This is a genomic window from Algoriphagus sp. PAP.12, from assembly GCF_026652115.1.
GTDB lineage: Bacteria > Bacteroidota > Bacteroidia > Cytophagales > Cyclobacteriaceae > Algoriphagus.
The window spans coordinates 1-214 of sequence record NZ_JAPPSQ010000100.1 but is presented as its reverse complement, the minus strand read 5'-3'; the positions used below and the strand labels follow the sequence as shown (position 1 = coordinate 214).

The window sequence follows — 214 nt, the reverse complement described above, 5'->3', positions numbered from 1 at the left end:
ATGATGAACTGGGCAGGCTTGTAATCAAGTTCCTCGGTGATCTCTTTGCCAATACAGGTCATCTCCTCCAGGTTCCCCTCTGGATACAGCTCAATCTCTTCCACGGGAAGATGTTCGGGCAGTTTGGTTCTGCCTGGATGGGAAGAACCGGACTTTTTGCGGATATACTCCACCTTTTCGGTGAGTTCTTCCTGCAGGACCTGCTGTTGTTCAG

At 50.5% G+C, this 214-nt stretch carries 1 pseudogene; it reads right to left on the bottom strand.

The features are described from left to right. Positions 1-214 (bottom strand): annotated as a pseudogene (locus O0V13_RS21640) (IS66 family transposase); the annotation flags it as partial.